24 protein-coding genes and 2 pseudogenes are annotated in these 26,348 nt (G+C 68.4%); all 26 read right to left on the bottom strand.

Translation table 11 applies throughout. From position 1 onward, the window contains the following. Positions 1-19: 19 nt before the first annotated feature. The 26 genes and pseudogenes from dprA to VFE28_02780 all read right to left on the bottom strand — a co-directional run bounded on the left by dprA (position 20) and on the right by VFE28_02780 (position 26,348). Complete coding sequence (gene dprA / locus VFE28_02905) at positions 20-1,075, bottom strand: DNA-processing protein DprA (GenBank protein HZM14928.1); 1,056 nt, start codon at positions 1,073-1,075, stop codon at positions 20-22. Next, a complete protein-coding gene (obgE, locus tag VFE28_02900; protein ID HZM14927.1) occupies positions 1,072-2,097 on the bottom strand; it encodes a GTPase ObgE in 1,026 nt (341 codons plus the stop codon). The genes dprA and obgE overlap by 4 nt, the downstream gene beginning before the upstream one ends. Positions 2,098-2,152: 55 nt before the next feature. Then, complete coding sequence (locus VFE28_02895; GenBank protein ID HZM14926.1) at positions 2,153-3,361, bottom strand: pyridoxal phosphate-dependent aminotransferase; 1,209 nt, start codon at positions 3,359-3,361, stop codon at positions 2,153-2,155. Further along, on the bottom strand, positions 3,358-3,888 hold the full coding sequence (coaD, locus tag VFE28_02890; GenBank protein HZM14925.1) for a pantetheine-phosphate adenylyltransferase: 531 nt from the start codon (positions 3,886-3,888) through the stop codon (positions 3,358-3,360). Before coaD ends, VFE28_02895 begins: the two co-directional genes overlap by 4 nt. Positions 3,889-3,961: 73 nt before the next feature. Continuing rightward, a pseudogene (gene rsmD, locus VFE28_02885) lies at positions 3,962-4,432 on the bottom strand (16S rRNA (guanine(966)-N(2))-methyltransferase RsmD). A gap of 3 nt (positions 4,433-4,435) precedes the next feature. Next, a complete protein-coding gene (locus tag VFE28_02880; GenBank protein HZM14924.1) occupies positions 4,436-4,957 on the bottom strand; it encodes a shikimate kinase in 522 nt (173 codons plus the stop codon). After that, complete coding sequence (gene aroC, locus VFE28_02875) at positions 4,939-6,120, bottom strand: chorismate synthase (protein HZM14923.1); 1,182 nt, start codon at positions 6,118-6,120, stop codon at positions 4,939-4,941. The genes VFE28_02880 and aroC overlap by 19 nt, the downstream gene beginning before the upstream one ends. Positions 6,121-6,332: 212 nt before the next feature. Further along, positions 6,333-8,300 carry an AMIN domain-containing protein gene (locus VFE28_02870; protein ID HZM14922.1) on the bottom strand — a complete coding sequence of 656 codons (1,968 nt, stop codon included), beginning with the start codon at positions 8,298-8,300 and terminating at the stop codon, positions 6,333-6,335. Between the two features lie 5 nt (positions 8,301-8,305). Continuing rightward, positions 8,306-8,902, bottom strand: coding sequence for a hypothetical protein (locus VFE28_02865; protein HZM14921.1), 597 nt, complete (start codon positions 8,900-8,902; stop codon positions 8,306-8,308). Between the two features lie 2 nt (positions 8,903-8,904). Continuing rightward, entirely contained in the window at positions 8,905-9,660 is a 756-nt protein-coding gene (gene pilO / locus VFE28_02860; protein ID HZM14920.1) for a type 4a pilus biogenesis protein PilO, read from the bottom strand. An 18-nt stretch (positions 9,661-9,678) separates the two neighbouring features. Next, the gene (locus VFE28_02855; GenBank protein ID HZM14919.1) at positions 9,679-10,299 is read right to left on the bottom strand and encodes a PilN domain-containing protein; all 621 of its coding nucleotides are present in this window, start codon (positions 10,297-10,299) and stop codon (positions 9,679-9,681) included. Between the two features lie 4 nt (positions 10,300-10,303). Further along, complete coding sequence (pilM, locus tag VFE28_02850) at positions 10,304-11,362, bottom strand: type IV pilus assembly protein PilM (GenBank protein HZM14918.1); 1,059 nt, start codon at positions 11,360-11,362, stop codon at positions 10,304-10,306. A gap of 510 nt (positions 11,363-11,872) precedes the next feature. Continuing rightward, positions 11,873-12,643 carry a prepilin peptidase gene (locus tag VFE28_02845; protein HZM14917.1) on the bottom strand — a complete coding sequence of 257 codons (771 nt, stop codon included), beginning with the start codon at positions 12,641-12,643 and terminating at the stop codon, positions 11,873-11,875. Further along, the gene (locus VFE28_02840) at positions 12,640-13,314 is read right to left on the bottom strand and encodes a hypothetical protein (protein HZM14916.1); all 675 of its coding nucleotides are present in this window, start codon (positions 13,312-13,314) and stop codon (positions 12,640-12,642) included. Before VFE28_02840 ends, VFE28_02845 begins: the two co-directional genes overlap by 4 nt. Beyond that, positions 13,311-14,072 (bottom strand): ABC transporter permease, encoded by a 762-nt coding sequence (locus tag VFE28_02835; GenBank protein ID HZM14915.1) that lies wholly within the window; start codon positions 14,070-14,072, stop codon positions 13,311-13,313. Before VFE28_02835 ends, VFE28_02840 begins: the two co-directional genes overlap by 4 nt. After that, positions 14,072-15,049 carry an ABC transporter ATP-binding protein gene (locus VFE28_02830; protein HZM14914.1) on the bottom strand — a complete coding sequence of 326 codons (978 nt, stop codon included), beginning with the start codon at positions 15,047-15,049 and terminating at the stop codon, positions 14,072-14,074. Before VFE28_02830 ends, VFE28_02835 begins: the two co-directional genes overlap by 1 nt. 78 nt (positions 15,050-15,127) lie before the next feature. Next, a complete protein-coding gene (locus tag VFE28_02825; protein HZM14913.1) occupies positions 15,128-15,553 on the bottom strand; it encodes a type II secretion system protein in 426 nt (141 codons plus the stop codon). A 448-nt stretch (positions 15,554-16,001) separates the two neighbouring features. Then, a pseudogene (locus VFE28_02820) lies at positions 16,002-16,136 on the bottom strand (prepilin-type N-terminal cleavage/methylation domain-containing protein). A 284-nt stretch (positions 16,137-16,420) separates the two neighbouring features. Then, complete coding sequence (locus tag VFE28_02815) at positions 16,421-17,830, bottom strand: sigma-54 dependent transcriptional regulator (GenBank protein HZM14912.1); 1,410 nt, start codon at positions 17,828-17,830, stop codon at positions 16,421-16,423. Beyond that, positions 17,820-19,169, bottom strand: a complete 1,350-nt coding sequence (locus VFE28_02810) for an ATP-binding protein (protein ID HZM14911.1) — start codon at positions 19,167-19,169, stop codon at positions 17,820-17,822. Before VFE28_02810 ends, VFE28_02815 begins: the two co-directional genes overlap by 11 nt. Positions 19,170-19,183: 14 nt before the next feature. After that, a complete protein-coding gene (locus VFE28_02805; GenBank protein ID HZM14910.1) occupies positions 19,184-20,398 on the bottom strand; it encodes a type II secretion system F family protein in 1,215 nt (404 codons plus the stop codon). A 22-nt stretch (positions 20,399-20,420) separates the two neighbouring features. Then, positions 20,421-21,506, bottom strand: coding sequence for a type IV pilus twitching motility protein PilT (locus VFE28_02800; GenBank protein ID HZM14909.1), 1,086 nt, complete (start codon positions 21,504-21,506; stop codon positions 20,421-20,423). A gap of 22 nt (positions 21,507-21,528) precedes the next feature. Continuing rightward, on the bottom strand, positions 21,529-23,235 hold the full coding sequence (gene pilB / locus VFE28_02795) for a type IV-A pilus assembly ATPase PilB (protein ID HZM14908.1): 1,707 nt from the start codon (positions 23,233-23,235) through the stop codon (positions 21,529-21,531). Between the two features lie 297 nt (positions 23,236-23,532). After that, complete coding sequence (locus VFE28_02790; GenBank protein HZM14907.1) at positions 23,533-23,967, bottom strand: helix-hairpin-helix domain-containing protein; 435 nt, start codon at positions 23,965-23,967, stop codon at positions 23,533-23,535. Between the two features lie 87 nt (positions 23,968-24,054). Continuing rightward, complete coding sequence (locus tag VFE28_02785; protein ID HZM14906.1) at positions 24,055-25,821, bottom strand: TonB-dependent receptor; 1,767 nt, start codon at positions 25,819-25,821, stop codon at positions 24,055-24,057. Further along, positions 25,818-26,348, bottom strand: a complete 531-nt coding sequence (locus VFE28_02780) for a hypothetical protein (GenBank protein HZM14905.1) — start codon at positions 26,346-26,348, stop codon at positions 25,818-25,820. The genes VFE28_02785 and VFE28_02780 overlap by 4 nt, the downstream gene beginning before the upstream one ends.

The following is a 26,348-nucleotide window of genomic DNA, read 5'->3' as shown; positions in this document are numbered from 1 at the left end:
GCCCTCCCGGCGCAGTCTATCAGCCCGCTCCCCGGCGGACACGGCCGCGCCGGTCGCGTTCGGCGAGGCCGAGCAGCTCGAGCTCGAGGAGCGTGCGTTGCAGGCGAGCAGCGTCCCAGCCGAGTCGGGAGCGCAGCACCTCGGGACCAACGGGCGGATCCAGGGCGGCGAGCAACGTTGCTTGCTCCGCCTGCGGTCCGCTGGGTTCGGCAGCGGCCGTCGCCGCGTGCCAGCCGAGGGCGCGCAGCACGTCGGTGGCTCCTTCCACCAGGGCGGCGCCCTGGCGCAGGAGATCATGGGTCCCCCGGCTGCGCGGATCCTGCACGTCGCCGGGAACCGCCATCACTTCCCGGTTCTCCTGCAGCGCGAAGCGCGCCGTGATCAGAGCGCCGCTCTTCCACTCCGCCTGCACCACCACCACGCCGCGCACCAGCCCCGCGAGGATGCGATTGCGGCTAGGAAAATGCCAAGGCCGCGGCGGCGTGCCTGGCAAGAGCTCGCTCACCACACAGCCGGAGCTCTCGATCTCGGCTTGCAGCGCTGCGTTCTCCGGTGGATAGCACACATCGCACCCCGATCCGACCACGGCGAAGGTGGCGCCGCGAACGTCGAGAGCACCTCGATGCGCCGCCGCGTCGATGCCTCGCGCCAAGCCGCTGGCGATGACGATGCCGGCGCGGGCGAGGAGCGCCGCGCTGTCCCGTGTCCAGGCGGCGTAGCCTTCGGTGGCGGCGCGGGCTCCCACCATGGCGACGGCCGGGCGCAGCAGGACGCCCACGTCCCCTTGGGCGAAGAGCGCCAGCGGCGGTTTGGCGATCTCGCGCAGCCAGGGCGGATAGGCGTCAGCGTGGAAGAGCAACAAGCTGCCGCGCCGCCGTTCGCGCCAGGCGAGGAGCGTTTCCTCCAGCGCCGACGCCGCCGCGGCCGGCGCCACCCCGGGCGGTTCGAGCGCCGACAGGCGGCGCACGCCGGCCAGCTCCCGGCGCTGGAAGCGCGGCACTGGCGCTTGCCAAGGCAGCAGCCGGCAGAGAGCGCGCAGCTCGCGTGGCTCGGGCCAGAGGGAAGCAGCGCTCACGCGGTGGAAGGATCGGGGCGGTGAGTGGCGGCCAGACGCCGCGCGCGGGCCACAGGCTCCGCCACGGCACGCACCAGCGCATCGAGACCGCTGCGGCCGAGGGCCGAGAGCGGCAGCACCTCTTCGCCGGCGGGCAACGCCGCTCGCGCCGCTTCGACGCCGGCGGCGTCGAGGAGGTCGATCTTGTTGAGCGCTACGAGACGATGTTTGCCCGCCAGCGGCAGCGCATAGGCTTCGAGCTCCCGCTGCAGCATGAGGAAATCCGCGGCCGGCTCGCCGCTCGCATCGAGAACGAAGACGAGGACGCTGGTGCGCTCCAGGTGACGAAGGAATTCGAGGCCCAGGCCACGACCTGCATGAGCCCCCTCGATCAGGCCGGGGATGTCGGCGAGCACGAAGCTGGTGTTGTCGTCCACGCGCACCACGCCGAGAACCGGAGAGAGCGTGGTGAAGGGATAATCGGCGATCTTCGGCGTCGCTGCCGACAGCGCCGCCAGCAAGGTCGACTTCCCCGCGTTCGGCTTGCCCACCAAACCGACGTCGGCGAGGAGCTTGAGCTCCAGGATCAGGCGCTGCATTTCCCCGCTCCTCCCGGGGTCGGCGCGCCGCGGCGCCTGATTGGTGGCGCTCTTGAAGGCGGCGTTGCCGCGCCCGCCACGGCCGCCGCGGGCAGCGACCAGCTCTTCTCCTGCCGTCACCACTTCCCCGAGCACCGCACCGGGAGCCGATTGCACCACCGTGCCGAGAGGGACGCGCAGGCGCAGCGGGGCGCCGTCGCGGCCGCGCTTGTTGGCACCCTGACCATGGCTGCCGCGCTCGGCCTGGAATCGGCGTCGATAGTTGTAATCGAGCAGGGTCACCACGTGCGGATCTCCCACCAGGACGACGCTGCCCCCATCACCACCGTCGCCGCCGTCGGGGCCACCCCGGGGCACGTACTTCTCGCGCCGGAAGCTGACGCAACCGTCGCCGCCGTCGCCGGCGCGCACCTCGATTTCGACGCGGTCGATGAAACTCGGCAAGCTTCGCTCCTCCTGCACGCCGCGGGCCAAACTCACAAAGCCGAAGCCGCGCGTCCTAGGCCCGGTCGCGGAGTGCCTGCACTAGGAGTTCGAGGCCTTCCCGCAGGTCTTGGAGTGGCAAGGTCGAGGACAGCCGAATGCCACCGGCGTGGTCGAAAGCGGTGCCGGGAACGACGGCGATGCCGTGCGTCTCCAGCAGGTATTCGGCGAGCTCCTCGCTCCCGCTGAGACGCGTGCCCCCTTCCCAAACCCCGAGGAACGGCTCGATGTCCAGGAAGACATAGAACGTCCCCTGGGGACGGACGAAGCGCAGCTCTGGCAGCTGCGCGAGGATCTGCAGGCAGAGATCGCGGCGGCTGCGGAAGTGCTGGCGCAGGGGCTCCAACGTCGCGGGAGGGAGCGCCAGCGCCGCCAGCACCGCTTGCTGGGAAACGCTGCTGGGATTGCCGGTGATGTGGCTCTGCAACTGGATCATGGCGCGCACCAGCGGCTCCGGCCCGAGGCCGAAGCCGATGCGCCAGCCGGTCATGGCGAAGCTCTTCGAGGCGCCGCTCACCAGTACGAAGCGATCCTGCAGCTCCGGCAGCACCTGCACCGGCGAGAGGTGCTCGCCCTCGAACACCATGTTCTCGTAGATCTCGTCCGAAATCACCAGGACGTCGGTGTCGCGCAGGGGCTCGAAGAGATCGCGCAGCTCTTCCGCACTGTACACCGCCCCCGTGGGGTTCACCGGGCTGTTGAACACGAAGGCCCGGGTGCGCGGCCCGAGCACGGCGCGCAGGTCGTCGCCGCAGGCCTTGAAGTCGCGCTCGTAAGGCGGCCGCAGCACGCGCGACACGCCGCCCAGCATGGCCACGTAGGCCGGGTAGCTGGTCCAGTAGGGCGAGAGCAGCACGACCTCGTCGCCCGGCTCGATGCACGCCGCGAGCGCGCTCCACAACACCTGCTTGGCGCCGGTGGAGACGATGGCCTGCGTCGGTCGCCACGAAACCCCGCGCCGCGCGCTGTAGTAGGCGGCGACGGCCTGGCGCAGCTCCGGCGAGCCGGCGGAAGCGGTGTAGTGCGTGTGCCCGCTGTCGATGGCGCGATGGGCTGCCACGCGCACGTCTTCGGGGGTGTCGCAATCGGGCTCGCCGACGGTGAGGTTGTAGAGGCGCCGGCCGGTGGCGCGCAGCGCGGCCACCCGCGCCGCCTGGCGCAGCGTCGCCGATTCCTGTACCGCCGTGCCCATGCGGGAGAGACGCAAGGAACGCACCGGGCTCATGGGGTCCCCTTGCTCTTTTGCCCGCCGCCCCGTCCGGCCATGGGGGTGCGCGCCGCCTCCAGATGGCGGGCCACGTTCTCGGGCACGAAATCCCGCACGTCCCCGCCAAGGGCATAGATCTCCCGCACCAGCGAGCTGGAGATGCAGGTGTTCCGGTCGCTGGGCATGAAGAAGACGGTCTCGAACTGCGCGTGCAGGCGCCGATTCGCCTGTGCCTGCTGGAACTCGTACTCGAAGTCCGTCATCGAGCGCAGCCCTTTGATGACGACGTGGATGCCGAGCTCACCGTAGGCCGCCGCCAGCAGCCCCGTGAAAGGCCGCACGCTCACCTGGGGCAGTGCGGCGCAGGCGCCGCGCACCAGGTCGCAGCGCACTTGCAGCGGCAGCATCGGCTCCTTCTTCGCCGACTCCGCGACCGCCACGATGACCCGGTCGAAGAGACCGCTCGCCCGGATCACGATGTCCATGTGACCGTTCGTGAGGGGATCGAACGTCCCCGGGTACAGAGCCACCCTGGGATCCGCCATCGGCCGTCTCCTCCCGTACCAGATACTCCACCAGCGTGTCGCCGAAGCGCTGCGCCCGGAAGCTGCGATACCCCGCCGGTGGTTGCCGCAGCTTCCAGGCGCGCCCATGCTGCAGCACGAACCAAGGCGGCTGCGACGGCCCCAAGGCGCGCAGCAGCGCCTCCTCCATCCCGGCGTCGTAGGGCGGATCCGCCAGTACCAGATCGAAGCGGCCCGGGGGCGCCGCGCCGAGAAAACGGACGGCGTCGTCCCGCACCACCAGCACCTGCCCGCTCGGCTCAAGGGCACGTAGGTTGCGCTCGATCAGCGCCAGGGCGCGGGGCTCCCGCTCCACCAGCACCACTAGGGCGGCGCCACGGGACCAGGCTTCCAACCCCAAGTTCCCGGTGCCGGCACAGAGATCCAGGACCCGGGCGCCGGGGACGAGGTCCTGCAGCACATTATAGATGGACTGCTTGACCCGGTCCGCGGTGGGCCGCAGCCAGTCTCCCCGGGGACCGTGGAGGCGGCGGCCCCGGAAGCGTCCTGCGGTGATGCGCAGCATGCGTCAGGCACCCGGTGGAGCGAGGCCGAGGCCGTGCAGAACCGCCTCCAGACTGGCTTCGAGGGCTGCCGGGTGCGTCTCCACCACCAGCTCCGCAAGGTCGCGGTAGAGCGGCTCGCGGCGTTGGTAGCGGGCGCGCCAGCTGCTCTCGTCGTCCAGGAGCGGCCGCTCTCCCCGGGCGGTGCCGAGTCGCGCCACGCACGCTTCCGGATTCGCCCGCAACCAGACCACCCGCCCGAGACGGCGGAGCAGGGGTCGCGCCGCCTGGCTCTCCACCACGCCGCCGCCGGTGGCGATGACCCGATCCGCACCGCCGCTGGTGAGCAAGTCGTGCAGCGCTCGCAGCTCCAGGGCGCGGAAGCCCGCCTCGCCGTGCCGCGCCAGCAGATGGCGGATGCTGCAGCCTTGCTCCGCTTCGAGACGCTGGTCGAGATCGACGAAATCGACACCGAGAGCGGTGGCGAGCTTCTGCCCGAGTGTGCTCTTGCCACTGCCCATGAAACCGATCAGGACGATGGCAGCCACCGGGCGACCTCTTGCACGTAATGACGCCACGCCGCCAGCACGTCGTCCAAGCAATCGCCGGAGAATTTTTCCAGCCACGCCTGGGCGAGAACGATGGCGACCACCGCCTCGGCCACCACGCCGCAGGCGGGGACGGCGCAGACATCGCTGCGCTCCACCGCCGCCCGCGCGGGCTTGCCGGTGCGCAGATCCACCGTGGGCAGCGCCCGCATCAAGGTGGAAAGCGGCTTCATCGCCGCGCGCAAGACCAGAGGCTCGCCGTTGCTCACTCCGCCTTCGCAACCGCCGGCGCGGTTGCTCTGCCGCTGCAGCCCGCCGGCCGCCGCCGGTGCCACGGAATCGTGCACCTGGGAGCCACGCAGCGCGGCGTTCGCGAACGCCGGACCGATCTCCACTCCTTTCACCGCCGGGATGGAGAGCAACGCTTGTCCGAGTCGCGCGTCGAGCCGCCGGTCCCAGTGCACGTGGCTGCCGAGCCCAGCGGGCACTCCCAGCGCCAGCACTTCGACCACGCCGCCCAAGGTGTCGCCGTCCGCCTTGGCGGCGTCGATGGCCGCGACCATGCGGGCGTGCATCTCCGGATCGAGCACGGCGAGATCGTTGGCCGCCGCCCGTGGCTGCACCGCGTCGTAGGGCACCTCCTCCGGCACCCGTGCTTCCACCGTGATCCCGCCGAGAGAGCGGGTGTGCCCGACGATGCGCACACCGAAGACGGCGAGGAATTGCCGAGCGACGGCGCCGACGGCGACGCGGGCCGCCGTTTCCCGGGCGCTGGCGCGTTCGAGCACGTCGCGCAGATCGCGGGCCCGGTGCTTGGTGCCGCCGGCGAGATCCGCATGCCCCGGGCGTGGCGCGGTGACCTCGCGCTGTGGTGGTACCGGCGCCACACCGAAGGGCGCCATGATCTTCTCCCAGTGCTTGTGATCCAGATTGGGGATGTGCAGCGCCAAGGGGCTGCCGAGGGTCTTGCCGTGCCGCACGCCGGCGGTGAAGGTGGCGCGATCCGCTTCGATCTGCATGCGCGCGCCGCGGCCGTAACCACCCTGCCGCCGGCGCAGCTCGGCTTCCACCGCCGCGGGATCGAGAGCCAGACCAGAGGGCAAGCCCTCGACGATGGCGGTGAGCCCGGGGCCATGGGATTCGCCGGCAGTCAGGAAACGCAGCGCCACCGTGGGCCTCCACCACGTCCAGAGCGGCGCACGGGGTCGACGTGCGCGACGGCGCGGCGCGCCGTCCGCTCCAGCCTAGAGAAGGGGGGGCCGCAGGCGCAAGCGCGCCCCGGCGGCGCGCCGCACAGCGCCCCCAACGTCGGGGCGGAAAGCGCGCGCGGCGCCCCGCAGGGCGCCGCGACGCGCAGAGTCGGCAAGTGGTGCGCTCAGGGTTTCTGCTGGTACTGCTGCCCGCCCAGGGAGGCCGATTCCAGCAGCCTGGGGGTCACGAAGATGATGAGCTCCCGCTTGTCGGTCGACTTGTTCGAGGTGCGGAAGAGCCACCCCAGACCGGGGATGTCCTGCAACACCGGGATCCCGGTCTTCACCTCCGACGAGACGTCGCGCATGAGGCCGCCGATGATGGCGGTCTCGCTGTCGTTCACCACGACCCGCGTGTCGGCCTCGCTGGTGTTGATGATCACGCCCCCCTGCACCGTCGCTTGGGAGGACAGTTCGCTCACTTCGGGATGCAAGTCCAGGGTGATGGTCTTGTCCGAGTTCACGTGCGGGGTGACGCGCATCTGGATGCCCACCGTGGTGAGCTGGGTGATGGCGTTCCCGGCCTCGTCGGCCACGATGAGCGGGATCTTCGAACCCACCAGGATCTTGGCTTCCCGGTTGTTCACCGTGGTGATGTTGGGGTTGGAGACGATGTTGGCGCGCTTGGAACGGGCCAGGGCGTCCAGCAACATGTCCAGCTGTCCCCAGGACTGCACCGTGCCGATGCGCAGCGCCCCCACCGCACCCGGCGTGGGCGCCGTGACCGCGGCGCCGCCGGTGACGTCGCCGAGGCTGACGTTGGTGAGGGACCAGGAGATCCCCAGGTTCTTGCTGTCATCGGCGGAGACGTCCACCAGCTTGGAGACGATCTCCACCTGCTGGGTGCGATCGTCCAGCTCCCGCGCCATGGAGCCGATCTTCTCCACGTTCAAGCGGATGTCGCTGACGATGAGCGAGTTGGTGCGGCTGTCGGTCTGCAGCTTGCCGCGGTTGGTCAACATTTCCGCCAGCGACGCCTTGAGCTCGGCGGCATTGGCGAACTCGAGCTTGAACACCTCGGTGACGATGGGCAGCAGTTCCTCGCGCTTGCGGGCCGCCGCCACCTCTTCCAGCTCCTCGTTGCGGATCTTCGCCATCTCGCCGACGCGGATGATGCCGTTTTCCTCGACGTAGCCGTAACCATGCGCCTTGAGGATGGCCGCCAGGGCGTCCTGCCAGGGGGCGTCCTTGATGCGCGCGTTGACCTGGCCCTCCACGTCCTTGCCGGCGATGATGTTCTTGCCGGCGTAATCGGAGAGGGTGCGCAGCACGGTGCGGATGTCAGCGCCCTGCAGGTCCAGGTTGATGCGGCGGCCGCTGCTCTCGTGCACCGTCACCGGCGCCTGAATCAGCTCCGGCGCTTGCCGGTCTTCCGGTACCTGCACGCCCGCGCGGCGGTAGGCCGCCGCCAGGCGCGGCGTCACCTCGCCGTGGGTGGCGGTGCCGGGTGCCGGCGCCGCCTCCGGAGCCGCGGCGTTCTGGGTTGGAGCGGTGGCGCCCGGACTCGGCGCTGCGTCCTCCACCGGGGCCGGGCTCGACGGCGCGGCCACGGTGATTTCCGCTGCCGGCGCCGGCGCCGAGCGGGCCGCCGGTGCAGGCGCGGTCGACGGGGACTTCTCCGCTACGGCCTTCTCTGCCGGGGCCGGCTCCGAGGCCGGCACCTGGCGAGCTGCCACGGCACCCACGGGCGCCGGAGCTCCGGTGGGGCTCACCGCCAGCACCAGTTTGTTGCCCACCCGGGTGACCTCGAACTGCGACGGCTGCCGCAGGTCGCAGACTAGGCGCGTCACTGCCTGGGGATCGCGGGCGTACTGCGAGATGCGCACGTCCTTCACCGGGCCTGCCGGCAGGCTGCGGGAGCCCACGCGGACGCTGTTCGATGCGCCCAGCAGATCCAGGACGATGCGCTCCGGGTTCGTCAGCATGAAGGACTTGTGAGTGACCTCGCCGTCCACGTCCAGGACGATGCGGGTTCCGTCTCCCACGCCGCGGACCTCGACCTCCTTGAGGGTCTGTGCGGCCCCGGCCATGGTCACCAGCAGTGACAGGGCAGCCGCGAGCCCGACCCGCATTGCGTGCTCACGCGTCATCATGTTCCTCACTCCTCGTCACGTTCACGCTGTAAACGAAGGTTCACTCGATCCACCATGCCGAAGACGTTGAGTCGTCCGACAAGTTCGTGCCGAGTGACCGAGACCACGACACCGTTACGCACGGGGTCGCCCGGGCTCAGGGCGTAGCCGAAACCCTGGGCGTCCTGGACGATGGCGACGTATTCCTCGTCTTCCCACAACATCCCGACCAGCTGCACCGTGTGCAGATCCACGAGCTCCTGCTCCGCCGGCTCGAAGTCCCCGCCCACGAGGGAGCGGAAGGGATCGCGCATGCCGAAAGAGCCATAGAAGAACTGTTTCTCCCGCAGTGCCTGCGGCGCCGTGTCCTCGGCAGGAAGCAGGAGGTCTGCCGGCGACTTCGCCGCTGCCGCCAGGGCCGCTGCCGGCGTGGCCTCTGCCGGCGAGCCCGTGGACGCCGAGCCCGTGGCCACGGGGGCCGAAGCCGCCGGGGTCACGGCCTCGGGGGCCGGTGCCTTCTCCGGAGCCGCTGCCTTCTTTTTCGCGCTCGCGGCGCCCGCGGGAGCGACGCAGAGCCACGCCACGAGGGGCCAAATCAGTCGAGACGAGCGAGTGCGCAGCATGGCTACTTCCCCCTCTTCGAGGCGGCGGCCGCGGCGTTCTTCGCCGGACCCACGGCGCGAGTAGGGCGTCCCTTGCGCGCCGCCTTCGGCGCCGCGTCTTCCGTGGGCGTCACGGCCTTGCCGTTGCGTCCGCCCGTCGCCGGCGCCGCCGCCACCGGTTCGGCGCTCATGTCGCGGAGCGAGTACGCCGTCGCCATGAAAGTGGCGATCAGGGTCTCGTCCTCGCGCCCCGTGCTCTTCAGCTGCTCGCGCGTCTTCGAATCGTGGCCCTTGAGGTGGAGCTCAGACACATTGACCAAGCGCGACAGGTTCGCCAGCCGCGACAGAAACACGCCGAGCTGGTGGTAGCCGCAGGCCACTTGCATTTCCACCGGGTTCTCGTTGAAGAACTCCTGCGGCCGCGGCGACCCGGGCTTGAACAACTCGAACTCGACCCCCACTTCCTCGCCGGCCTGGGTGATCTGCATGAGCAGCCGCGCCATCTCCTTGTCCGTGGGCAGCAACTGCTGCGCCTCTTCCCAGCGCCGTTGCAGCTCGGCGTGTTCGCGCTCCAGCTGCGGCAAGGTGGCGACGGTGCGCCGCGCCTTCTCCAGCTCCGCCGCCACGCTCTCGTACTCGCCGCGCAACCGGGTCACCTCGGCGGCGCGACGTCGATACCCGAAGGGCAGGAAGTCGGCGACGAAGAAGCCCCAAAGGACGGCGACGCTGACGGCCGAGCAGATCGCGATCTTCTGGGTGCGTGGATCCCGTAGCGACATCGTTACTCCATCCCCGGTTTAGGGTTGCGCGCTGGAGAGCTGCGGGCTCGGGGCCTCGAGGGCCGTGGGCAGCACCGGCGTGGGCTGGGCGTTGGAGACGAGGCTGAACTTCACGACCTCGAGGTCCTCCATTTCGCCCTTCTGGGTCACGTCCAGATCCACTTCCTGCCAGTGCTCCGCGCTCTCCAGATCCTCCATGAATCGCGCCACGATGAAGTTGGAGAAGGTGACACCATCGAGCTTGAAGCGCCGGTCGCCGAGCTCCGAGAGCTCCGACAGCCACATGTTGTCCGGTAGCGCCTGGCTGACCTCGTCCAGCAGCTGCACGCGGTAGTAGCGATCGCGGTCCAGCCGGGCGATGATGTCCAGGCGGGTACGCACCTCTTCGCGCTTCTGGGTGATGTCGCGGATCTTTTCCAGCTGCGGCTTGTAGCGCTCTGTCTCGGCGCGGGCCGCGGCGACGTCACCCTGCAGCTTGGCAAGCTGGCGGCTCTGCACCGTCGCCGCGGTGACGACGGCAAGTGCGATCACACCCAGCGCCGCGAAGGGGGCGACGGTGCCCAGGCGCGGGATCTGGATGGTCGGCAGCGTCCGACGCTTCGGACGTTCTTCCCGGGGAAGCAAGTTGATCCGGATCACGGCTCTACTCCACCCTGCGCAGGGCCAATCCGACGCCCACGGCCAGGAGCGGAGCGAGCTCCTCCGGGGGCTGTTCGGAGAACAATTCCGGCTCGAAGGCGACGCTCCGCAACGGGTCGAGGACCTCCACCGGCACTTGGTGGCGCTCGGCCAGGTGCTGGCGGAGCAAGGGCATCTGGGAGCCGCCGCCGGAGAGGAACACCGTGTCCAGTTGGGCGCCGCCCTCGGCGCTCTTCAGGTAGGAGAAGGAGCGCTCCAGACCACCGGAGAGCTCTTCCGCCGCCCGGGCGACGACCGTGCGCATGGTGTCTTCCGACACGCCGTCGGGACGCGCCTGCGTGAGCAGGCGCGAGGCCTCGTCCTGGCCGATGTTGAACTCGCGCTGCACCTCCTCGACGAAGCGCGAGCGCCCCACCGAGAGGTCGCGGGTGAACTGCGGCGCGCCGCCTTGCACGATGTTGAGGTTGGTCACCTCGGCGCCGATGTTCACCAGCCCGACGACCTTGCGCGGCTCGGGTCCATAGTTGCTCTCGTAGCAGTTCTGCACCGCGAACGCGTCGAGATCGATGATGCGCGGCTCCAGACCGGCCTCGCGCACCAGATCGGCGTGTTGGTGGATGAGCTCCTTCTTTGCCGCCACGAGGAGCACTTGCATCTGGTTGCCCGCACCACCCTCGTCGAGGATTTGAAAGTCCAGGCTGACGTCTTCGATGTCGAAGGGGACGTGCTGCTCGGCTTCCCAGAAGATGGCTTCGCGTGCATCCGCCTGGTCCATCTTGTCCATGAGGACTTTCTTGACGATGAGGGCCCGCCCGCTCACCGCGGTGACCACTTCACCGCCGCGGACGCCCGCTTGCGCGGCACACTCGCGGATGGCGTCGACCACCAGCAGGCGGTCCATGACCTCGCCGTCGACGATCGCCTCCGGGGGCAGGGGCACCACGCCGAGCTTGCTCAGCCCCGGCTGCGAACGGCTGAAGTCGAGTTCCACGATCTTCACCAGGCTCGAGCCGATGTCGAGACCGATGGAGCTCTTACGCGCGCGTGCAAACGAGATTCGCATGCTGGCCTCCGCGCGTCGCCGCATTGCAGCGACACCACGTGCATCGTGCATTCTTCCGATTCCCGACGGCGCCGGGCCGTTGGCCCCATGGGCATGCCGGAAGTTCGGATTCGCTGCGGTGCGCACCGCAAGCGTTGTGCCAGGGGGGCGTGAGGGTTACGCCTTCCTCCTCGTGCATCGCACCACCTTCCACACGCCTCCTTGCACCGCGTCGTCCTCGCAGACTTCGCGCCGAACGGGCCTCGTCGTGCCTCGTCGTGACGGCAGAACGCGACGCGGCCCGGGCTCCACGCGAGCTCGTTCGCTGCGGACGGCCCCGCCAGGTCCGTTGCAGCGGACGCTCGTCGCGCGCTCTCCTGCGCGCTCCTCTCTCGACACGTGCCCGTCGTGAGGGCATGGAGGCCCGAACAGGCCGTCGTGTCGAGCGACGCGGCGCGCCTGGAGGCGCGCCGAGGAGCGTCCGCCGCGACGACGGGCGACGACGAGGCCTGGAGAAGGGGTTGAAACGTTCTAGTGGCGGCGGCCGAGAGCGAGGTACCAGCCGGCGAGGTGGTCCCCGACGAAGAGCGAGAGCGCGGCGCTGGCCGCGAGGAAGGTGCCGAAGGCGAGCATGCTCTTACGTGTGCCGCCCCGGGAGAGGAGAACGGCGCCATAGAGCGAGCCGAGGAGCGCCGCCAGGAAAATGGTGAAGAGCACATGGAACGGTCCGAGGAAGGCGCCGATCATGCCGGCCAGCTTGACGTCGCCGAAGCCCATGCCTTCCACGCCCCGGGTCGCCTTGTACGCCGCCGCCACCAGCCAGATGAAGCCGGCCCCGGCGCCGACGCCGAGCAACGCCTGCAGCAGACCGAGAGGCAGCACCGTGGGCGCCAGCACCAAGCCGACGAGCAACACCCCAAGGGAGAGCTCGTCAGGAATGATCATGTGCTGCCAGTCGATGCACGCGATGGCGAGCAAGGCGGCGAGGAAGAGATAGTACGCGCCGGCTGCACCGAGGCCGTCGAAGTGGGCGGCGCAGCCCCACGCCAGTGCCGCCGAGGCGATCTCCACCAGCGGGTAGCGCCAAGAGATGCGCTGGTGGCAACCGGCGCAGCGGCCACGCAGGAAGAGAAAGGACAGCACCGGCACGTTCTCGAACCAGCGCACCGTGCGCCGGCACTGCGGGCAGCGTGAGCGGCCGCGCCAGGGCGACTCGTCACGCGGCAGGCGGTGGATGAGGACGTTGAGGAAGCTGCCGCACACGAGACCCAGGACCGCGGCAGCGACGATCACGGGATTCACGGCGGCACCTGCCCGCGCTGGCGCATCTCCGCTTCCAGCCTGCGCACGCTTTCCTGCGCGACGATGCGGAGCGAAGCATTGTCCGTGTGCTCGGACAAATCCTTCCACAGCAGGTAGGCCGTCTCCAGGCGTCCCAGCTTGCGGGAGAGGAAAGCCTGGAAGCGCTGTGCCCGCTCCTGCTGCCGCGGGTCCTGGCTCGCCAGCCGGAAGTAACGCAACGCCGCATCGGAGTCGTCGCCGACCACGTAGCTCAGGAATCCCATCTCGAAGGGCAGCGCCCCGGAGTCTGGGTTCTGCTGGGCCCCACGCCGTAACACTTCGAGAGCGGCGGGGAGATTGTTGCCGTCGGTGGCCAGCACCACCGAGCCGAGGACATAGGCATGCTCGTAATGCGGGTCGAGCGTGTTCACCGCCTGCAAGTAGTGTCCGAACTCGGAGAGATCGTTCCCCCCCTGGCGGTGCTGGCCGTAGTACTGCACCGCCTGCATCCAGGCCAGATCCGCCGCCGCTTCCCGGTAACCCAGGGAGACGACCTCGAGGAAGGGAATGGCAGGCAGCGCCGCCACCACGGGCCGCGGTTGGCGGCGCAGGAAGTCCTGGCCAGTGCGCCCAGCCAGCACGGTGGCGATGACGAGGAGCGCCAGGAAGAGGTACGGCAGCGCGGCCTTCATCGGAAGTCCCGTCGCCGGAAGATGTGGGCTGCAAGCACCAGCGCCGTCATCACGTAGAGCGCGGCGTAGCAACCGGCGACGACGAATTGATCCCTGGGCACGCCGGTGCCGTGCACGGCGGCGCCGCGCAAGTTGAACAGACCCAGACTGGGGAGCCCCAGGCTGATCCATTCGAGGAGCCGGTTGCCGCCGGCGGCCTGGACGGCGCGCAGCATCCCGGTGCTCAGGTTCCCGCCCACGAAGAGAGCGAGGGTGAAGATCGATCCCAGCGTCGGGGAGGTGAAGGTGGAGAAGAGCACGGCGATGCTCGCCATGACCAGCATGGACAGAGCGGAACCCAGGATGGCGGTGAAGTAGCGCGCGTGCCAGCCGAAACCGCAGACCTCGAGGCCGAGCGCCAAAATCGCAGTCATCGCCACGGTGAGCACCCCGAGCGTGCCCACCAGGCCCAGCCACTTGCCCGCCAGGTACTCGAGGCGCGTGAGCGGCTTGGTGAGGAGGACGTCCAAGCTGCGGCGGTCCATCTCGCGCCGTACCAGCGAGGTCCCGGAGAGCAGGATGACCAGGATCCCCAGGGTGTCGATGGCGGCGAGCCCGAGATCGACGACGACTTTCTTCTGCGCCCCCGGCGCCAGCGGCGTCAGCACCGTGGAGCTGCCGACGAGGACAGCAGTGAAGAGGAGCACCACATAGAGCACCCGTTCCCGCAGCAGCTCGATCAGGGTCCAGCGCGCGACCGTGCCCACCCTCTCCAGCATCAGGGCTCGCCTCCCGATCGCACCGACTGGGGCGATGGCAGCGGAGCCGCCGCCGGCGCTTCGGCCCGGCGCGAAACCTCCAGATAGATGTCTTCCAGCGAGACGCGCCGCGGCACCAGGGATTCGACCCTGCCTCCCGCTTCCAGGGCGGCATGCACGAGCTCCTGCACCTCCCCCGGTCCGACCGTGAAGATCACGTGGCTCCCGGCCCGCAGCGCACTCCGCGCCAGCAGACCCAGCCGGCGCACGTCGCGCTCCTCCAGGCCGGAAAGGGTGAGCTCGACGCTCTCCGCCCGCAGTCGGCTCAGATCCTCGAGGCGGAGCTCGGTCTCCAAGCGCCCGTCGCGCAGGATGCCGGCACGGGTGCACACCGTCTCGACGTCTGCCAGGATGTGGGTGGAAAAGAGCACCGTCTTTCCTGCCTGCCGCTGTTCCAGGATGAGGTCGCGCACCAGTTTCCGCCCCGGTGGGTCGAGTCCGGACATGGGCTCGTCGAGCACGAGGAGCTCCGGATCGCCGAGGAGCGCTTGCGCGAGACCGAGGCGCTGCAGCATGCCCTTGGACAGCTTGCGCAGCCGCGTCCCACGCGCCCCTTGCAGCTCGACCCGCTCGAGGAGGGCGTCGATGCGCTGCACGAGCGCTGTTCCGCGCAGCCCGAGGAGGCCGCCACAACAACGCAGGAACTCCACCGCGGTCAATTGCTCGTGGAAGCTCGGGTTCTCGGGCAAGTAGCCCAGCTGGCGGCGCGCGGCGCGCTCCCCGAGGGGCTTGCCGAACAGCGTGCCGTTGCCGAGATCGGGCCGCGCCAATCCGAGGAGGACGCGCAGCGTGGTCGATTTCCCGGCGCCGTTGGCCCCCAGGAGTGCATACGCTTCCCCCGCCTGGACGGCCAGCTCGAGGCCCCGCAGCACCTGGCGGCGCTGCATGAGGAAGCCCGTGGCGAAGGACTTGTGGATGTTCTCGAGGCGCAGCAGCATACGGGGGAGAACACGCAAGCAGTGTGCCCTGGAGAATGCAGCGCCGCTGGGCGCGCGGAAGTCAGGAAAACCGGCCGCTCAGAGTCCGTTGGTGAGGGTGAAGATCACGATGCCCCCTTCGCCCTGCCCGTCGATGACGTAGCCCACCCCAGGATCGAGGGAGCTGTCGTAACCTACGCGCCCCTCCGCATCGGCCGGTCCGGTCCAGGTTACCGGTGTCGCGTCGGTGTTGTCGAAGGGGTTGGAGACGGACGGCACCACGAGGTCGGCGAGGGTGTCGCCGGTGGGCAGCGCGGAGGTATCGTCGACGGCGTAGATGCCGGAGTTCTGCGCCGCGAAATCCTCGGCCGCCAGCTGCACGGTGTGGGCGTTTGACTTGACCCCGGCTTCCTTGGCGCGCTCCCGCATGCGGTAAAACGCTGGGTAGGCGATGGCCATGAGAGTGGAAATGATCACGACCACGAACATGAGTTCGATGAGCGTGAAGCCGGCTCGCCCGCGCATGGATGCTGCCTCCCCGTACGGACACCCGAGTACTGGAGCTTCGGCCCGGTCCGCCCCGGGCACAGCGTTGCCAGAAGCAAAACGTGGGGCGGTGCCTCGCCGCCCCGCCCCACGTGCACCGCGTACGATGCGTTCCGGATCAGATTCCGTTGGACAGGGTGATGACGACGGTGGCGTTGCGGCCCATCGCGTCGATCGTGTACTGCACACCAGGATCGGCGGTGGTGTCGTAGCCGACCTCGCCGTCGAGCGTGGCGGCGCCGGTCCACAGGACCGAGTTGTCCGCCGAGTCGAACGGATTCACCAGGTTCGGCGTGCCGTCGCCATCCGGATCGGGCAGCAGGTCGCTGATGACGTCGCCGCTCGGAAGGGCGGTCGTGTCGTCCGTCGCGTACACACCGTTGTTCTGGACCGCGAAGTCTTCAGCGGCCAGCTGCACCGTGTGCGCGTTGGATTTCACGCTCGCTTCCTTGGCGCGCGCCTGCATCGAAATGAAGTTGGGAATCGCGATTGCCGCCAGGATCCCGATGATCACGACGACGATCATGAGTTCGATGAGGGTGAAACCCTTGTTGGAACGCATGTCGAGTTTCCTCCAGGAGAACGCGGATTTAGATCGTCCGCACCAGACGCGGGGAAGTGCCCTTCCCCTGACGAACCCAGTCACGTCCACGACTGCCACCGAACTCCATGTCGGTGCGCACCGCGGCCGGCTGGAACCGGAGCGGCCCTCGCCTGCCGCTCGCGTCAGCATGGCCCATGCCAGGGGTGCGGACCGTCCAGACGCAACGCATCGCGACCGTTCGTATCCCCCGCACTTCCGAACCAGACCGACACAGGCTGCAGCTTGCGAAAGCAATGCCGCTCTCACTCCTCATGTTCCTTTTCCTTGTCTTCTCGCGCCCTTTCCTTGTCCAGGCCGTAGCGCTGGATCTTGCGGTAGAGCGTGGAAGCGTTGATCCCCAGGATCGAGCTGGCCTTCTTCTTCTGCCAGCCGGTCTCGTTGAGCACGGTGACCAGGTATTCCCTCTCCAGCTCTTCCAGGGTGACGTTGGTCCCCTCGAAGAGCCGTCGGGAGGCCCCCGGACGGCGGTTGATGCGCACCACCTCCGGCAGGTCATCCACCTGCAGCACCTCCCCCGCCTGGAGGATCACGGAGCGCTCGATGATGTTTTCCAGCTCCCGGACGTTGCCCGGCCAGTCGTAGTCCACCAGGAATTGCAGCGCCTCTTTGCTGATGGCCTGGGTGACGTCGGCGTAGTTCGGCCGGCTCTTGCGCAGGAAGTGGTAGACCAGGAGCGGGATGTCCTCGCGGCGCTCGCGCAGGGACGGCAGCTTCACTGGAATGACGTTGAGCCGGTAGTAGAGGTCGGCGCGGAAGCGGCCGTGCTCCACCTCCTCATCCAGCTCGCGGTTGGTGGCGGCGATCACGCGCACGTCGATCTTGATCGGGCTGGTACCACCCACCGGGATGATCTCCTTCTCCTGCAGCACGCGTAGCAACTTCACCTGGATGGCCGGGGTGGTCTCGCCGATCTCGTCGAGGAGGAAGGTGCCGGCGGTGGCCACCTTGAACAGGCCTTCCTTGTCCTTGATGGCGCCGGTGAAGCTGCCCTTCACGTGGCCGAAGAGCTCGGACTCGAGCAGGCTCTCCGGCAGGGCACCGCAGTTGATGCTCACGAAGGGACCGGAGGCCCGGGTGGAGCGGAAGTGGATGGCCCGGGCGATCAGCTCCTTGCCGGTGCCGCTCTCGCCGTGGATGAGGATGGTGCTGTCCGTGATCGCCACCTTCTCCACCAGCTGAAAGACGCGCTGCATGGCTGGCCCCTTGCCGATGATCATGCGCGGATCGCTCATGCTCTCCTTGCGCACTCCAGGACGCCCCGAAGCAGGTACCTCGCGGCGCACCCGCCGCATCTCGATGGCGTTGCGCACCACCATCTTGATCTCGTCGTTCTTGGCGTGCTTGATCAGGTAGTGGAAGGCTCCCTTGTTGACCGCGTCGATGGCGCTCTTCTGCGAGGCGTACGCCGTCATGATGATGACCGGGAGCTCCGGGTCGATGGCCTTCAGACCGGCGAGGACCTGGATGCCGTCCATCTCGCGCATCTTGATGTCCGTGATCACCAGGTCGAACTTGCGGGCCTTGGCCTCGCGCAATGCGTCCACGCCGCGCAGGACCCCGACGACTTCGTAGCCCTCCTTCTGGAGCATGATCGTCAGGTACTGGCACATGCTCTGCTCGTCATCGACGATCAGGATCTTCTCACCGGACATTCCTGCTCTCCTCCGTGACCTGACTCCATGCACTCGCCTCGGACGACTTGGGTTTCTGCCGGGGCTCGCGGCCCGGCAATGCCGCCGGCGTCCCCGGCGCCGGCGCTCGCGCTCCCGTTACCGCCGGGAGCTCGATGGTGAACTCGGCGCCGCCGCCGGCGCGATTGGCTCCTTCCAGCCGGCCCCCGTGGCTCTCGACGATCTTGCTGGCGATGGACAGCCCGAGACCGGTGCCTTCGGGCTTGGTGGTGTGGAAGGGCTCGAAGATGAAGTCCGCCTGCTGTGGGTCGATGCCGGGCCCGGTGTCCAGGAAGCGCAGGCGCACGCTGGGAGCGTCATCGTCGTCGCCACCGGCGGACTCCACCAGGATGGTGAGGGTGCCCTGGTGTTGCATGGCCTCGAAGGCATTGAGCGCCAGGTTCACGTACACCTGCTTCATCTGCTCCGCGTCGATGCAGAGCAGCGTCGCGCCCTCGGTGCGGTCCTGCAGCTCGATGCGGATCTCCGCGCCGATGTCCGGATGGTGCCGCAGCAGCGTCACCACATCCTCCAAAGCGGTGGTGGCAGGCACCACCTGCACGTCCAGGGGCCGGGAGCTGGCGTACTCCAGGAAGTCGTCGAGGATGCGGTTGAGACGCTCGCTCTCCTTCACCACCAGATCCATGAGCTTGCGCTGCTGTCCCTGCACCGGCAGCTCGTCGCGCAGCATGTCGACGCTGTTGGCGATGGCTGCCAGCGGGTTGCGCACCTCGTGGGCGATGCTCGCCGCCAGCTGCCCCACCGCCGCCAGCCGATCGGCGCGGCGCACGCGCTCCTGCATGCGCCGCACTTCCGAGAGGTCCTGGAAGTTGGCGAGGATGCCGCTGCGCTCTCCTACCGGCGTGTGCAGCGCCGAGGTCGACAGGCCGATGGGGCGTGGCGGTCCGTCCGGCTGCGTGAGCTGGAACTCGTAGCGATGGATCTCGGAGCCATCCTGCAACGTGCGGCGCAGCCGCTCGTAGAGCAGCGGGGCGCGCTCGGCGAAAACCTGACTCAAGGTGCCGCCGCGAAGCTCGCCGGACTGCAGTCCCAGGATGCGCTCGGCGGCCGGGTTCCAGTGCAGCAGGCGTTCCTGCAAGTCCACGGTGAGGAGGCCGCTGGAAAGACAGCGCAGTACGGATTCTGTGTCGTTCTGGTGCTGCAACAACGCCCGTCGCGCCGCCTCGTAGCGCACGATCACCAGCGCCGCGCCGCACAGGCTGACGCAGGTCGCCAGCGCCGCCGCCAGAGCGTGGCCCTGCAACGCCGCCAGCAAGGCCGCGCCGCAGGCCAGCACCGTCGCTCCACCCAACCACACCACCCGAGGTCTCCCTGCTAGGACCCGGAAATCACCGACACCAGCTTGAACATCGGCAGATACATGGCCACGAGCATGCCGCCCACGAGGACGCCCATGATGATGATCATGGCCGGCTCGATCACCGCGGTCATGGCTTCGACAGCGGCGTCCACCTCGGCCTCGTAGAAGTCGGCGATCTTGCTCAGCATCTCGTCCAGGGCCCCGGTCTCCTCGCCCACCGCCACCATCTGGGTCACCATGGGCGGGAATACATCGCAGCTCTTCAAGGGCTCCGAGATGGTGTTGCCCTCGCTGATGCTGCCCCGCGTCTTGAGGATGGCCTCTTCCACCACGGCGTTGCCCGCGGTGCGCGCCGTGATCTCCAGACCCTCCAGGATGGGTACGCCGGAGCTGATCAACGTCCCCAGAGTGCGGGTGAAGCGGGCCACGGAGGCCTTGCGGATGACGTTGCCCAGCACCGGAGAGCGAAGCATCAGCCGGTCCAAGGTGCGCCGGCCCTGTGGCTTCTTGTAGTAGGACTTGACCCCCAGGACGGCGCCGACCACCGCTCCCGCCATCAGCCACCACCAGCTGCGCATGAAGTGCGAGAGACCGAGCACGATCTTCGTGGGCGTCGGCAGCTCGCCGCCGAAGTCCGAGAACATCTTCGCGAAGGTGGGGATGATGAAGAGGAGCATGAAGGTCGTGGCCCCCACGGCGACGAAGCAGACGATGGCCGGATAGGTCATGGCACCCTTCACCTTGCGCTTCAGGGCCTCGGCCTTCTCCAGGTACACCGCCAGGCGCGCGAAGATGTTGTCCAGCACGCCGCCGGACTCGCCGGCCTCCACCATGTTCGCGTACAGGCGGGAAAAGATATTGGGATGCTTAGCCATCGCTTCCGCCAGGGTCATGCCGGTCTCCACGTCGGTCATGACCTCCGTGATCTTCCTCTTGAAGAACGGATTGTCCGCCTGCTGCGCCAGGATGTTCAGGCACTGCACCAGCGGCAGTCCGGCGTTGATCATGGTGGCGAACTGGCGGGTGAAGACGCTGAGCTCCTTGGTGGTGACCCGCGGCTTGCGCAGGCGGATCTCTTTGTTCGCTGCCGTCTTCGGCGCCACCGAGGTGATGAGGATGCGCCGCCGACGCAGCTGGTTGATGAGTTCCTGCTTGTTCTCCGCCGCCAGCTCCCCGCTGAGGATCTCCCCGGCTGGGGTGCGGCCTTTCCACACAAACGTCGTCGACATCGCGCACTCCTCGTTCTAACGACTACTTGGAACCAACGGGCAGTCCCGTGGTCGCGCTCAGCATCTGGCGGAGCTCCTGCTGCTCCGGGCTGCACGCCAGCGCCTCCGCTGCGCTGATCAAGCGGTTGATGACCGCCTGCTGCAGCGCCTGGTTCATGGTCTGCATGCCGTACTTCATACCCGCCTGCATGAGTCCGTAGATCTGGTGGATCTTGCCCTCCCGGATCACGGCCTTGATGGCGGGGGTGCAGATCATCACCTCCGCCACCAGCACCCGGCCGCGGCCGGTGGCCCGCGGCACCAACTGCTGGGTGACGACGCCTTCGAGGACGAAAGCCAACTGCGCCCGCACCTGGGGCTGCTGTTCTGCCGGGAAGGAATCGACGATGCGGTTGACCGATTCGAAGGTGCTGTTGGTGTGCAGCGTCGCCAGGGCCAGGTGACCGGTCTCGGCGATGGTGAGCGCCGCCCCCATGGTTTCCCGGTCGCGCATTTCGCCGATGAGGATGACGTCGGGATCCTGCCGCAGCACGTGCTTCAGGGCCGCCTCGAAGCTGTGGGTGTCGGCGCGCACTTCCCGCTGGTTGACGATGCAGCGCTTGTGCTCGTGCACGTATTCGATGGGATCCTCGATGGTGACGATGTGAGCGCGCCTCTCGCTATTGATCCGGTCGATGAGGCTGGCCAGGGTGGTGGACTTGCCGCTGCCCGTGGGACCCGTGACCAGGACCATGCCCTTCGGCCGCATCGCCAGATCGGCGACCACCTGGGGCACGCCGAGCTGCTTGTAGCCCAGGATCTGGTAGGGGATCTGGCGCACCGCCATGGTGACCACACCGCGCTGGAGGAAGATGTTGCAACGGAAGCGCGACAGGCCGGAGACGCCGAAGGAGAGATCCAGCTCCCGGTCGTTCTCGAAGCGGCGTTTTTGCTCTTCGTTGAGGACGCTGTAGGCGAGACGGGTGCACTCGTCCGGCGTGAGCACGGCGTAATCGCTGCCGCCGATAGCGCCGTCGACGCGGAACTGTGGCGACAGACCGGCGGTGAGGTGCAGGTCACTCGCCTTCAACTGGATCATTTTCTCGAGCAGCTCTCGGAGATTGATCACGGCATTCCCCTCGCGTTCACGCCTAGCTCTCCAAGTCGTCGCGGGCGGTCTCTTTCAAGACCTCCTCGACGGTGGTGATCCCGTCCTGGACCTTGCTGATGGCATGGAGACGCAGGGTCACCATGCCTTCCTGGATGGCCTTGCGCTTGAGTTCGGCGGACGAGGCCCGTTCCAGGATCTTCTCGCGCATCCCCGGCGAGCAGTGCAGCACCTCGTAGAGACCGAGACGGCCGGCGTAGCCAGTCATGTTGCACTCCGGACAGCCCTTGCCCTTGTACATCTTGAAACTGCCGCGCTTCGGGTCCCACCCCAGCTCGTGCAGTACTTCTTCCGAGGCCATGCCCACTTCGCTCTTGCAGTGCTTGCAGATACGCCGCGCCAGGCGCTGCGCCAGGATGAGGTTGAGCGAGCTGGCGACGAGAAAGGGTTCGATACCCATGTCCACCAGACGGTTCACCGTGCTGGCGCTGTCGTTGGTGTGCACGGTGGAGAGCACCAGGTGGCCGGTGAGCGCCGCCTTCACCGCGATGGAGGCGGTGTCGAGGTCGCGGACCTCGCCCACCATGATGATGTTCGGATCCTGGCGCAGGAAGGCCTTGAGAGCGGTGGAGAAGTTGAGCCCGATTTCTTCGTTCACCTGCACCTGGTTGATGCCCTCGATGTTGTATTCCACCGGGTCCTCGGCGGTCATGATGTTGGTGTCGTCGGTGTTGAGACGCGACAGCGCCGAGTACAGTGTCGTGGTCTTGCCGCTCCCGGTGGGCCCGGTGACCAGCACCATGCCGTAGGGAAGGGAGATGGCCCGCAGCAGGTTCTGCAACCCCAGAGGGTCGAAGCCCAGCTTCTTCAAGTCGAGCTGCAGATTCGAGGCATCCAGGATGCGCATCACGACTTTTTCGCCGTGCACCGTCGGCGCCGTGGAGACGCGGACGTCCACCTTCTTGCCCTTGATCTTGATCTTGATGCGGCCGTCTTGCGGCACCCGGCGTTCGGCGATGTCGAGCTCGGACATGATCTTCAGGCGCGAGACGATGGCCGATCGGAGGCGCATCGGCGGGGTCATGACGTCGTGGAGGACGCCGTCGACGCGGAAGCGCACGCGTAGCTTGGCCTCGTAGGGCTCGACGTGGATATCCGAGGCGCCGCGGCGCAGGGCCTCGGTGAGCAGCGAGTTCACCAGCTTGACCACCGGGGCGTTCTCGTCCATGGCGGCAGCGAGCCCCAGGTCCTGGTCCTGCTCCTCCTCCAGGACCTCCACTTCGCCGTCCATTTCCTTGATCACCGAAGCCAGGGCGTCTGCCTGGTCGTAGTAGCGATCGATGGCTTTCTTGATCGACCCCTCGGCGCAGACCACGGCCTTGACGTCGAGGCCGGTGATGAACTTGACATCGTCGATGATGAAGATGTTCTGCGGGTTCGCCATCGCCAGGGTCAACTGCCGCCCGATGCGGGCGATGGGAATCACCTGGAACTTGCTGGCCACCTCGGAGGGGACGAGGGAGACCACGTCGGCAGGGATCTTGACCTCCTCGAGGCGGACCGAGGGGACGCCGTAGTGGCGCGAGAGGAACTGCTCGTACTCCGGCTCCGTCAGGACCCCCATCCGCACCAGCGTGGCGCCGAGGGAAGCCTTTTCACGGGCGCTCGCCTTCTCTGCCTCGGAGAGTTGCGCGCGGCTGATGCGGGAGGACTCGAGGAGCTGGGTCGCAATCTTCGCGTCGAGTTGCATGCGTCTCCCCGCTCGGAATCTGGAGGGCCGTGGCGTTGCAGTTTCGCCGCCGGCGCGCTGCAATCGACATGCCCGCGACCCGCGGCGGCATGTGATTGCGCCGCGCGCGCTTCCACGGCCCTGCGGGACTCTCGAGGCGTGTCTTTCCGGGCGAAGCATGCAAACGGCGAGGCGGACGGTCCGTTTCCCTGCCGCTCGCCCCGGCAGCGCCTGCCGCCCCTTGGCACGACGCGGCATGACGCGGCATGACGCGGCATCGCGGGGCCGGCAAAGACACACGACCTGCATGCGAGAGCGTCAATCGAAGCGCAGGAGCGGTGCCAGTCGTGCTGCCGTGCGCGGGCCGATGCCAGGAACACCCTGCAGGTCCGCTGCTGCACGGAAGGAACCGTGCTCGCGCCGGTAGGCGACGATGCGGGCCGCCAGCACCGGGCCGACGCGCGGCAAACGTTGCAGCTCCTCGGCGCTGGCCCGGTTGATGGCGATGGGCTCCGGCGTTCGGGCGGCCGCGGTGTTGGTTGCGGGTGTCGTCCCGGTGTCGGCTACCGCGCCGGGTTCACCGGCGCCTGAAGGCGCCGCCACCGTATCGCCCATTGTGGCCGTGACCGCCAGCGTGTCCGGAGGAGGAGCCGACGGCGGCCGGGCTTCGAAGGGGAGGTCGAAGAGATCGAGGAGGCGCCCGCCGAGGCAGAGCGCCACGAACCACAGCGCCCCGCGCTGTCGCGACGACATCGCTGAAACTCCGATCCAGGAGGATGCGGCGGGGGAAGAGAAACGATGCGAAACGATGCGCAACGATCCACGCGCACGTCGACGCGGTCAGTCGAACAGATCCACGCGCACGCCGATGAGGGAAGTACGACCGGGGAGGAGAACACCGGGATGGGTTTCCACCGCGGTGTCGGCGACGTTCTGCACGTCCCAGTAGACCAGCATGCGCTGGAGCAAGCGGAAATCGAGGCGCACGTCCCCGGCGGCGTAGGGCGCCAGCGAGACGCTGCTGGTGAAGTCGCGGCGCGCCTCGAGGCGCCAGCGAGCCCGAAGCGCCACCTGCAGATCCCCGTGGAAGAGCTGCACCGCGGCGACGCGTCCGCCGACTTCTGCTTGCAGCTCCGGCAGGCCGCCGCGCTCGCCTTCCACTTCCGGCGTCCAGGCGAGTTGGCCCTGCAAGGCCCCAGGATAGGCGCTCGAGCCCAGCCGGAGCTCCAAGGCGGCGCAACCTCCGGCCAGATGGGTAGGGCCGGAACCAAGGAGCGGAAAGAGGAGCGCCGTCGCGGTGCCGTTGCGGTCGAATCTCTTCGCCGCTCCCGTGAGGGAGAGGGTGAGGCGTTCACCCTGGCGGCGCACGCCGCCGGCGGCGAAGATGCCGGGCCGCGCCCCGTCGTCTCCGGGGGCAAGGGATTCACCCCAGCCGGCGAAGCTCACCCCCCGGCCTCCTTGCGCGTGGAGCGCCCAGGGACCGCGGCTCCACTCGCCGTGCAGACGGGCGCTCCACTCCGTGCTGAGGTCGGTGCGATGGTGCACGCTCACCCAGCCGTTCCAGGCGAACGTCCCTCGCCAGTGGAGGTGCAGCTCCCCATCGTAGCGCTGGAAACGTCGTCTCTCCGGGCCTGGCGCCACGCCTTCGCGGTCGCCGTCCACATCCGCAGCGCGCAGGCGGAGCGCCCCACCGAGGCCCGCCGGCGCGTCGTGCTCCAGGTCCACCGCCACGCGCCCGTAGGTCTCGGTGATCTGCTGCACACCGGTGCTGAAACCACGCGACCGCTCCCAGGCTTGCTGCGTCACGTCCGCCACCAGCTGCCAACCGCGCAGCGGCCGCCACCAGCGCAGCGAGCCCAGAACGCGACTGGCTCCGGTGATTTCGTCGACGCTTTCGTAGCTGCCGTGGGCGTTGTCGAAGTCGTCGGCCAGCAGCACCCGCAAGCGCTCGCCGCCCTGGCGCTCGAAGCCGAAGATGAGCGAGCGGCCACGGCCGTCGTAATCGCCGATCGAGGCCGGCGCCGCTGTGGTCGGCGTGGGCCGGAAGTCCTGCCGGCCCCGTAGCAGCTCGTCGTAGCGCATGCCCACCCACCACCAGCGCGGCGGTAGCAGCAGCTGCAGCCGTCGAACGCGCGTTTCGAAGTCGCCGCGGCCGAGGTCGATCTCGGTGGCCGCGGTCTCGGTGGTGTGGCGCCGCGTCCACACTTCGATCCGCACCGGATCGGTGCTACGGAACACCTGGATGCGCTCGATCGCCGCGAGCGGGATGGCGTAGAGACGCGGGAAAGCCAGCTCGGGTTCCGCCAGATCGATACCATCCAGGCTGAGCTGGACGCGCCCGGGCAACGCCCCGAGGACGTGGGTGTATTCGAGCGAGCCCACGGCCCCACGGCGCGACATGGCGACACCCACCAGGTGACGCAGCACGTCCTCCAGGGAGAGTGGTTCGAAGGCGAGGAGCGTCTCGCGCTCCAGGGTTTCGTCTGCTCCGGCGTCGGGCGTGGAGAGCGGTGCCACCTGCGCTCGAAGCGGCACGGCGCCCAGCACGAGCAGGAGACCGACGCCGATGCAGCGCAGGAGGAGGACGCCCGGGCCACTTCCCCTCATGCCGGGCTCCAGCGCCGGGTGGCGCGCCGCACCCCGGGGACGACGAGAGCGAAGCTGATGGTGTTACCCAACGCGTGGGCCAGGGGAAACGGGAAGCTGAGACCGGCGATCATGTAGGCGAGATAGGGCGTCGTCTCGCGCACCAGGAGATAGCCCGCCGAGTTGGTGAGGACATCGTAGAAGAGCGTGAGCACCAAGCCACAAGCGCCAGCGAGAACGGCCTGCAGCGCCGCCGGCACCTGCGCGGGATGGCGGGCGAAGACGCCCCCCGCCGCCCCGAGCACCGACATGCCAAGGATCTGGGAGAGAAGGAGCGGCAACGGAGAAACGCCGTAGGGGTTGACGCCGGCATAGATCCCTTCGGCGAGAGCTCCGATCAAGGCGCCCCGTCGCACTCCCTTCAAGGTACCCGCGGTGAAGATGGCGACGCTGATCAACTCCACGTTCGGCACCACCGCCACCAGATAGCCGAGAGCGACGCAGACCGAGACCAGGAGCGCCGTGTGGATCAGCTCGCGTGTGTCCAT

It is taken from the genome of Candidatus Krumholzibacteriia bacterium (genome assembly GCA_035649275.1).
Classification (GTDB): Bacteria; Krumholzibacteriota; Krumholzibacteriia.
The sequence above is the reverse complement of the archived record's forward strand: the minus strand, read 5'-3'. Positions and strand labels throughout refer to the sequence as shown.

Bases quoted from the DNA above. Each gene is read 5' to 3' on its own strand.
- VFE28_02895 (HZM14926.1), bottom strand. From the start codon at position 3,361: ATGAGCCCGGTGCGTTCCTTGCGTCTCTCCCGCATGGGCACGGCGGTA.
- coaD (HZM14925.1), bottom strand. From the start codon at position 3,888: ATGGCGGATCCCAGGGTGGCTCTGTACCCGGGGACGTTCGATCCCCTC.
- VFE28_02870 (HZM14922.1), bottom strand. From the start codon at position 8,300: ATGATGACGCGTGAGCACGCAATGCGGGTCGGGCTCGCGGCTGCCCTG.
- VFE28_02865 (HZM14921.1), bottom strand. From the start codon at position 8,902: ATGCTGCGCACTCGCTCGTCTCGACTGATTTGGCCCCTCGTGGCGTGG.
- pilO (HZM14920.1), bottom strand. From the start codon at position 9,660: ATGTCGCTACGGGATCCACGCACCCAGAAGATCGCGATCTGCTCGGCC.
- pilM (HZM14918.1), bottom strand. From the start codon at position 11,362: ATGCGAATCTCGTTTGCACGCGCGCGTAAGAGCTCCATCGGTCTCGAC.
- VFE28_02840 (HZM14916.1), bottom strand. From the start codon at position 13,314: ATGAAGGCCGCGCTGCCGTACCTCTTCCTGGCGCTCCTCGTCATCGCC.
- VFE28_02835 (HZM14915.1), bottom strand. From the start codon at position 14,072: ATGCTGGAGAGGGTGGGCACGGTCGCGCGCTGGACCCTGATCGAGCTG.
- VFE28_02830 (HZM14914.1), bottom strand. From the start codon at position 15,049: ATGCTGCTGCGCCTCGAGAACATCCACAAGTCCTTCGCCACGGGCTTC.
- VFE28_02825 (HZM14913.1), bottom strand. From the start codon at position 15,553: ATGCGCGGGCGAGCCGGCTTCACGCTCATCGAACTCATGTTCGTGGTC.
- VFE28_02815 (HZM14912.1), bottom strand. From the start codon at position 17,830: ATGTCCGGTGAGAAGATCCTGATCGTCGATGACGAGCAGAGCATGTGC.
- VFE28_02805 (HZM14910.1), bottom strand. From the start codon at position 20,398: ATGTCGACGACGTTTGTGTGGAAAGGCCGCACCCCAGCCGGGGAGATC.
- pilB (HZM14908.1), bottom strand. From the start codon at position 23,235: ATGCAACTCGACGCGAAGATTGCGACCCAGCTCCTCGAGTCCTCCCGC.
- VFE28_02790 (HZM14907.1), bottom strand. From the start codon at position 23,967: ATGTCGTCGCGACAGCGCGGGGCGCTGTGGTTCGTGGCGCTCTGCCTC.
- VFE28_02785 (HZM14906.1), bottom strand. From the start codon at position 25,821: ATGAGGGGAAGTGGCCCGGGCGTCCTCCTCCTGCGCTGCATCGGCGTC.
- VFE28_02780 (HZM14905.1), bottom strand. From the start codon at position 26,348: ATGGACACACGCGAGCTGATCCACACGGCGCTCCTGGTCTCGGTCTGC.